Here is a 7,477-nt window from a genome sequence, read left to right as displayed (position 1 = left end):
AGCAAAGCCCGCCCCAACGGCGAACCCCAGTTGATCAACCCCCGCCCGGCATCCGCCTCATCCTCGCCCACCAGCCTTACCACTTGCTCCTGGTCCTGCCCATCGACAAACCGCACCCGGCTACCAATCTGCACCTTGCTGTGCGACGTCGCCGCCGGCACCACCTGGGCACTCTGCACTCGCGCGCTGAAGTAACGCAGGTCGCGTTCGGTATCCGCCAGCCGTTGCTTGTCGCCACGTTCGCCCTGTGCCTGCAGTTCGCTGCGCAGGGCGTTCAGTTCGGCCACGCGCTCCTGCAGCTGGCGCAGGCCGCTGGTGGTCACGTAGTTGGGTTGTTCGCTGACCCGTCGCTCGACTGGCTGATCAGCCTGGGCAGCGGCCTGGTCTTCGTTGACGAATGCTCGGCTCATGCGTGGCCTCCTTGTGCAGGAGACCATCATCGCAGGCCGCCGGTTTCAAGGGATGTCCGTTTGCGACTCAGTTGTGGCGATAGGCGCGTGCGGCGTCGCGGTCCTTTTCCTGCTCCCAGTCGCGTTCGCGCTCGTCCCAGAAGCGCTCGTGGTACTGGCGCTGTTCTTCGCTGTTCTGCATGGCGTGGCACTGGCGAAAGCCGTCGTCCCAGCCGCTTTCGTACTGGCGCTCGTGCAGGTAGCGCGGCACGTCCTTGCGAAAGCCACCGACCATCAGCCCTGCCGCCTGGCGGCCGCTGCTGCAGCCGTCCTGGAAGCCATCGGCATAGGCGGGGGGGTAACCCTGGTTGACCATCTGCTCGTGGGTGGTTTCGCAACCAGACAGCAACAACGCCATGCATACGCCGAACCAGTACCGCGACATAACCACAAAACCCTCCGGTTGATACTGGAAAGTCTAGGTTGCGATTTGTCGGGGGGCCGTCAAAACAGTGTCAAAGAGTCGGTTGGTTCACACAGGTCAGCCTTGATGCTGTCATTTGTGGGAGCGGCCTTGCGTCGCGAAAGGGCCGCAAAGCGGCCCCGGCAATTCTGCATGAGTGCAACAATCTGGGGGCGCTTCGCACCCCTTTCGCGACGCAAGGCCGCTCCCACAAAGTCCGCTTCAGTAGTGATACCACTTCAACTCCAGCATCACCTCGTTCTGCGCCGTAGCCAGGTGGCTGAACTCTCGCGAAGCACTCAACCGCAGGCCCAGGTTCTGGCTGATCTCCCACTGCTGGTTCAGGCTCACACTGCGCCGTACCTCGCCATTGGTGAAGTAGTCGCCCTTGGCCTCCAGCGTCATGTTGCCCAGCCCGTTGCGCCACAGCAGCCCGCCATTGAAGCCCGCCGCCGGGGCGATGAACTGGGCAAAATCATTGTGGTGCTCGACCCGCACAGTGCCCAGGGCAAAGCCCAGCAACCCGTCGGCCAGTTGCCAGGTGCCGCCGGCCCCGCCGTTCACATGGCTCACCAGCACTTCGTCATCATGCTTGCCCGGCACCCGCTCCAGCCCGCCGGCCACCTGCCACGACCAAGGTTTGAGCAGCTCGTTGCGCGGCGTCAGCGAGCGGATGGTGGCCAGGTCCAGGCGCTGCACCTGCCAGTCGTTGCCTTCGTACTGGCGCAGCTTCAGCTGCAGGATCTCGATCTGCGCCCCCAGCGGGAAGCCATAGGCGTTGTCATTCAGGTCGTGGTAGGCCATGCGCAGGCCGTACTCGGCGTAGGCGCGGTCTTCGCGGGTGCCCACGCCAAGCTGCCAGGTGCGCGAGTCATGGCCGTCCTCTGGCAGGCCCGGGCGCTCGATCTGCAGGGGCGGTGGCGGGTTGCTGTTGATCGCCCGCAGTAGCTCGAAGCTGCGTTTCGCCTGCCCAGGGTCGCGCTCCTGGCCATTGGCGCGGTAACGCTCCAGGCGGTACGCGGCATCCTGCACCAGCGCCTGGCGTTGGCGGGGGAGGGCCTTGAACTCGTGGCTCTGCAGGTGCGCGGTGTCAGCGCTTGCAGCCAGCACCTGGCGCTTTTCGTCGTGATCGAGCGGCTCGGCCCGAGCCAGCAGTTCACGTTCGCGAGAGGGGCGGTACGTCTCGCTGGCGACCATGCCGGACTGCTTCACGGCCTTCACCGTGTCGGTCGGGATGGCGGTCAGCGGGAACTGCGAGGTCAGGTCCAGGCTCGGCCGGGCCACCTGCAGCAGCTCCAGCAGGCGGTACGAGCAGTTTTCGTCGAAGAAGAAGTAGTCGAACTGGACCTGCTTCAGCTCCCACACATGTTCGACCATGCGCCCGGTTTCTTCCGGGGTCAGGTCCAGCTGGTACTCCCACAGGTCGCGGTTTTCCAGGCTGCGGTATTCGGACAGTTTTTCCTGGTAGGGCATCAGCGCGAACAGGCCCGGGTAGCCGCCCATCAGGCCCTTCCAGGCGTACAGGATGCTGTTGTCGCTGCCTTCGATGTAGGCGCCGAAGTTGATCGCGTAGCTCAGCAACGTGGTGTCGTCGCTGCGGGTGTTGGACTGGTCGATGCGCAGCAAGGTGTGGCCGAACATCGATGACGGGCTGTTCAGGTAGGCCGCCGGGAAGATCAGCGCCGCACTGTGCGGGTCGATCGACTGGTACCAGGTGGTGAACTCCTGACAGTCCGGTTGCGGCAAGTCTTGCAGGTCGAGCTGTTCGCGCAGCCAGCGGGTGCGCGCCGGGAATACGCACTGGGCATGCTTGTCGCCGAGGCTGGCCGGGGCGTACAGCGCTTCGACCGTGGCTTGCAGCTCCTGGTCGGGGTGGTGCGCGCCATCCTCGGCGAGGAAGAACGCATCATCGTCCACATAGCTGCGCCAGCCACCCAGCTTGGCGGTTTCGTAATGGCCCAGGGCAATCCAGTAAGGGGTGTTGGCCAGTTGCTGGACACGGCCTTGGTCCAGCACGGGCGCGGCATGAACAGGGGCGCAGGCACACAGCGCCAGGGATACGAAGCGTTTGAGCATGTCGGGCAACTACTTCTTAACGATGCCGAAAAAAGGCGAAACCCGCCCCGGGGCCGGGGCGGGAGCAGCTGCACTCAGGCCTCGGTTGCGTATTTGGCCAGGCGTGGGTCGTTCTTCAGAACAGCCAGGGTGTTGCTGTGGACGGTTTCGGCAGTGACGTCGGCGCTGCTGAAGATCTGGTTGAAGTGCTGGTGGGTGACCGATGCGAAGTAGCCACGGTCTTCCGGGGCCACGCCGAGAACCACGGCATAGGTGGTCAGTGCTTCGCCCTGGCCCATGGCCATGTCTTCGGAAAGCTCATTCATCATGCCGTTCATGGCGAACCAGGACTTGCCGCCGTAAGTCAGCGAGGCCTTGGTCGAGCAGCCGTTGGTGCCGGAGGTCATGCCGAAGGTGGCGTTACCGGAGGTGCCGTTGGTGGTGGAAGCCAGGAAGTGTGCCGGAGTGCCGCGCTGGCCTTCGAACAGCATGTTGCCCCAACCGCAGTTCGGGCCGCCTGGCGCTTCGGCCATGGCATTGATCGAGACCACGGTGAACAGAGTACCCAGAAGAATCCGTTTCATAGCATTTGTTCTCTATTTGACTTAACCAAGGGTCAGGGTTTCTGGCAACTCGGTTGCCAGGTCGGGAAAGCTTTTCACCCACCCGCGCAGCTTGGAGTTTAGGCACGATCTAAGAGTTGCGTTGTTGATTGCGAAAAATTTGCTGTTACATGACCCGCACCGGCTGCGACATAAAGTCCCGTGGAGCCTTGCAAGGCGCGCGCGGGCAGCGCCAGAATGCTGCGTATCTGCCCCGCCGAAGTAAGGAAACCCAATGCCCGATCCTGTCGCTGCGCGCCTGCGTCTCGCGCCTGAAGCCCTGACCCGGCGTTTCTCCCCCGAGCAGTTTGCCTTTACCAATACCGACGATCTGGAGCCGTTTCGCGGAGTCCTGGGCCAGGAGCGTGCTGTCGAGGCCCTGCAGTTCGGCGTGGCCATGCCGCGCCCTGGTTACAACGTGTACGTGATGGGCGAGCCCGGCACCGGCCGCTTCTCGTTCGTCAAGCGCTACCTCAAGGCCGAGGGCAAGCGCCAGCAGACCCCGGCCGACTGGGTCTACGTCAACCACTTCGATGACACCCGTGAACCCCGCGCACTGGAGTTGCCGTCCGGCAGCGCCGGGGCGTTCATCACCGACATGAACGGGCTGATCGACAACCTGTTGTCGACCTTCCCGGCGGTGTTCGAGCACCCGTCGTACCAGCAGAAGAAAGGCGCCATCGACCGCGCCTTCAACCAGCGTTACGACCGCGCCCTGGATGTGATCGAGCGCGCCTCGCTGGAAAAGGACGTGGCCCTGTACCGCGACGCCAGCAACGTCGCCTTCACCCCGATGGCGGACGGCAAGGCGCTGGATGAAGCCGAATTCGCCCAGTTGCCGGAAGAGGTGCGCGAGCAGTTCCACGAGGATATCGCCCTGCTCGAGGAACGCCTGAACGAAGAGCTGGCCAGCCTGCCGCAATGGAAACGCGAGTCGAACAACCAGCTGCGCCAGCTCAACGAAGAAACCATCACCCTGGCCCTGCAGCCATTGCTGGCGCCGCTGTCGGAGAAGTACGCCGAGAACGCTGCGGTCTGCGCCTACCTGCAGTCGGTGCAGCTGAACCTGCTGCGTACCGTGGTCGAGCAACTGGTCGATGACAGCAAGACCGACGCGGCCGCGCGCAAGCTGCTGGAAGAGCAGTACGCCCCGAGCCTGGTGGTCGGCCACCACGCCGACGGCGGTGCGCCTGTGGTGTTCGAGCCGCACCCGACCTACGACAACCTGTTTGGCCGTATCGAATACAGCACCGACCAGGGTGCGCTGTACACCTCGTACCGCCAGCTGCGCCCGGGCGCGCTGCACCGCGCCAACGGTGGCTTCCTGATTCTGGAAGCCGAGAAGATGCTGGGCGAGCCGTTCGTCTGGGACGCGCTCAAGCGTGCGCTGCAGTCGCGCAAGCTGAAGATGGAGTCACCACTGGGCGAACTGGGCCGGGTGGCCACCGTAAGCCTGACGCCGCAGATGATCCCGCTGAACATCAAGCTGGTCATCATCGGTTCGCGTCAGCTGTATTACGCGCTGCAGGACCACGACCCGGACTTCCAGGAGATGTTCCGGGTGCTGGTGGACTTCGACGAAGACATGCCCATGGTCGACGAGAACCTGGAGCAGTTCGCCCAGCTGTTGCGCACCCGCACCAACGAAGAGGGCATGGCGCCACTGACCAGTGACGCGGTGGCGCGCCTGGCCACCTACAGCGCCCGCCTGGCAGAAAACCAGTCGCGTCTGTCGGCGCGTATCGGCGACCTGTTCCAGCTGGTCAGCGAAGCCGATTTCATCCGCCAGCTGGCCAGTGACGAAATGACCGACGCCGGGCACATCGAGCGTGCGCTAAAGGCCAAGGCCACCCGCACCGGGCGTGTTTCGCAGCGGGTGCTGGACGACATGCTTGCCGGCATCATCCTGATCGACACCGAAGGCGCTGCCATCGGCAAGTGCAACGGCCTGACCGTGCTTGAAGTGGGTGATTCGGCGTTCGGTATGCCGGCGCGCATCTCCGCCACCGTGTACCCGGGCGGCAGCGGTATCGTCGACATCGAGCGCGAGGTCAACCTCGGTCAGCCGATCCACTCCAAGGGTGTGATGATCCTCACCGGCTACCTGGGCAGCCGCTATGCCCAGGAGTTCCCGCTGGCGATCTCGGCGAGCATCGCCCTGGAACAGTCCTACGGCTATGTAGACGGTGACAGCGCCTCACTGGGCGAAGCCTGCACGCTGATCTCGGCCTTGTCGCGCACGCCGCTCAAGCAGTGCTTCGCCATTACCGGCTCGATCAACCAGTTTGGTGAAGTGCAGGCGGTGGGTGGAGTCAACGAGAAGATCGAGGGCTTCTTCCGCCTGTGCGAGGCGCGTGGCCTGACCGGCGAGCAGGGGGTGATCATCCCGCGTGCCAACGTCGCCACGCTGATGCTCGACGAGCGTGTGCTGCAGGCGGTGGAAAACGGCATGTTCCACGTGTACGCGGTCAGCCAGGCCGACGAGGCGTTGAGCCTGCTGGTGGGCGAGGAGGCCGGTGTGCTGGATGACAAGGGCCAGTTCACCGAGGGCAGCGTCAACGCCCGGGTGGTGGAGCGCCTGCGTGAGATTGCCGAGATGATCAGCGAGGAAGAAATCGAGAAGGCGGAGAAAGAACGCCTGGAAGAGGTAATTGCCCAGGCCAAGCCGGCCTGAGTCAAGAAACCGGCGCTAGCGGCGATGTGCTACCGTTCAGCGCCGGTTTTCCATCTTTCTATACCGTTCTTCTATGCTGGAACTTAAGGACGGTATCAGCGTTCAGGATGGAAACAGCCTGAGGTTCAGGCTGAACAAGGCTTTTTGGAGGGGGCGCGGCCATGCGCAATCTCAGCCTCACACGCCAGTGCCTGGGCCTGGTGACCCGCATCGAATGCAGCATCCGTCCGCTGGCCGGGGACAACGGCATGTGGACGCTGCTGTTCGCCGCCGGCATGGCCGGTGAACAACCGTCCGCGATCAAGGCCCAAGGGCCGTTCCATGGGCCGTTGGTGGCCGAATCGGTACTCAATGCCATTGTCGACAGCCTGACCTTGCATGGATATCAGGTGGCCGAGGATCCGCAGATCTGGTGTTTGCATTTGCAGGCGCAGTTGCGGCGGATCAATGGTGAGCGGTGTCGGAATCTGGGGGATTACCAGTTTCATCCTGAGACCTGATTGATGCAGGGGGCCGCTTTGCGGCCCATCGCGACACAAGGCCGCTCCTACAAGGGACCGCGATCTCTTGTAGGAGCGGCCTTGTGTCGCGATGGGCTGCAAAGCAGCCCCGATTCACCGGGCTTTTGCTGTAACAGGTGGCTGGCTATACTCGGCGTCGCTTTTTTAGTCACCTGATGAGTCCCGACACTCCATGGAACGTATTCTCGAAAACGCGATGTATGCCTCGCGCTGGCTGCTCGCCCCCATCTACTTCGGCCTGTCCCTCGGCCTGCTGGCCCTGGCGCTGAAATTCTTCCAGGAAGTGGTCCATGTCCTGCCCAACGTCTTCGCCCTCAGCGAAGCCGACCTGATCCTGGTGATCCTGTCACTGATCGACATGTCGCTGGTGGGCGGCCTGCTGGTGATGGTGATGATCTCCGGCTACGAGAACTTCGTCTCGCAACTGGACATCGACGAGAGCAAGGAAAAGCTCAACTGGCTGGGCAAGATGGACTCTTCGTCGCTGAAGATGAAGGTTGCCGCGTCGATCGTGGCCATTTCGTCCATCCACCTGCTGCGGGTGTTCATGGATGCACAGAACATCTCCACCGATTACCTGATGTGGTACGTGATCATCCACATGACCTTCGTGGTCTCGGCATTCTGCATGGGTTACCTGGACAAGCTGACCAAGCACTGAGCCTGTGCCCCTTGTGGGAGCAACTGTCTTGCTCAATTTCTAAAATCTAGCGCGTCACCTGTGGGAGCGGGCTTGTCCCGCGAACACGGGCGAAGCCCGTGCCATCCAGCGC

At 63.1% G+C, this 7,477-nt stretch carries 7 protein-coding genes; 3 read left to right on the top strand and 4 right to left on the bottom strand.

Annotated features, from left to right (window positions below):
- The 4 genes from CAG46_RS27370 to CAG46_RS27355 all read right to left on the bottom strand — a co-directional run.
- Positions 1–410: GreA/GreB family elongation factor (locus CAG46_RS27370; RefSeq protein ID WP_085707988.1), on the bottom strand; the 410-nt coding region annotated here is incomplete at its 3' end.
- A gap of 67 nt (positions 411–477) precedes the next feature.
- A complete protein-coding gene (locus CAG46_RS27365; protein WP_085619575.1) occupies positions 478–834 on the bottom strand; it encodes a hypothetical protein in 357 nt (118 codons plus the stop codon).
- Between the two features lie 240 nt (positions 835–1,074).
- Entirely contained in the window at positions 1,075–2,928 is a 1,854-nt protein-coding gene (locus CAG46_RS27360; RefSeq protein ID WP_085619573.1) for a DUF4105 domain-containing protein, read from the bottom strand.
- Between the two features lie 74 nt (positions 2,929–3,002).
- Entirely contained in the window at positions 3,003–3,491 is a 489-nt protein-coding gene (locus CAG46_RS27355) for a DUF3015 domain-containing protein (protein WP_003256313.1), read from the bottom strand.
- 253 nt (positions 3,492–3,744) lie between these two features.
- On the opposite strand from CAG46_RS27355, the gene CAG46_RS27350 reads away from it, so the two are divergent.
- The 3 genes from CAG46_RS27350 (at position 3,745) to CAG46_RS27340 (ending at position 7,365) form a co-directional block, all read left to right on the top strand.
- A complete protein-coding gene (locus CAG46_RS27350) occupies positions 3,745–6,183 on the top strand; it encodes a Lon protease family protein (RefSeq protein WP_085619571.1) in 2,439 nt (812 codons plus the stop codon).
- 161 nt (positions 6,184–6,344) lie between these two features.
- Positions 6,345–6,683: a hypothetical protein gene (locus tag CAG46_RS27345; RefSeq protein WP_003247487.1), complete on the top strand. Its 339-nt coding sequence runs from the start codon at positions 6,345–6,347 to the stop codon at positions 6,681–6,683.
- 193 nt (positions 6,684–6,876) lie between these two features.
- Positions 6,877–7,365: a TIGR00645 family protein gene (locus CAG46_RS27340; protein ID WP_003247486.1), complete on the top strand. Its 489-nt coding sequence runs from the start codon at positions 6,877–6,879 to the stop codon at positions 7,363–7,365.
- The last annotated feature ends 112 nt before the right edge of the window (positions 7,366–7,477 follow it).

This window comes from Pseudomonas sp. B23(2017) (genome assembly GCF_002113725.1).
GTDB classification, from domain to species: Bacteria; Pseudomonadota; Gammaproteobacteria; order Pseudomonadales; family Pseudomonadaceae; genus Aquipseudomonas; species Aquipseudomonas putida_Z.
Note: the sequence above shows the minus strand (reverse complement) of the source record. Positions and strands in the feature narration are given on the sequence as shown.

What these genes read in the sequence shown, in the direction of transcription:
- CAG46_RS27365 (WP_085619575.1), bottom strand. Translation starts at nt 834, where the DNA reads ATGTCGCGGTACTGGTTCGGCGTATGCATGGCGTTGTTGCTGTCTGGT.
- CAG46_RS27360 (WP_085619573.1), bottom strand. Translation starts at nt 2,928, where the DNA reads ATGCTCAAACGCTTCGTATCCCTGGCGCTGTGTGCCTGCGCCCCTGTT.
- CAG46_RS27355 (WP_003256313.1), bottom strand. Translation starts at nt 3,491, where the DNA reads ATGAAACGGATTCTTCTGGGTACTCTGTTCACCGTGGTCTCGATCAAT.
- CAG46_RS27350 (WP_085619571.1), top strand. Translation starts at nt 3,745, where the DNA reads ATGCCCGATCCTGTCGCTGCGCGCCTGCGTCTCGCGCCTGAAGCCCTG.
- CAG46_RS27345 (WP_003247487.1), top strand. Translation starts at nt 6,345, where the DNA reads ATGCGCAATCTCAGCCTCACACGCCAGTGCCTGGGCCTGGTGACCCGC.
- CAG46_RS27340 (WP_003247486.1), top strand. Translation starts at nt 6,877, where the DNA reads ATGGAACGTATTCTCGAAAACGCGATGTATGCCTCGCGCTGGCTGCTC.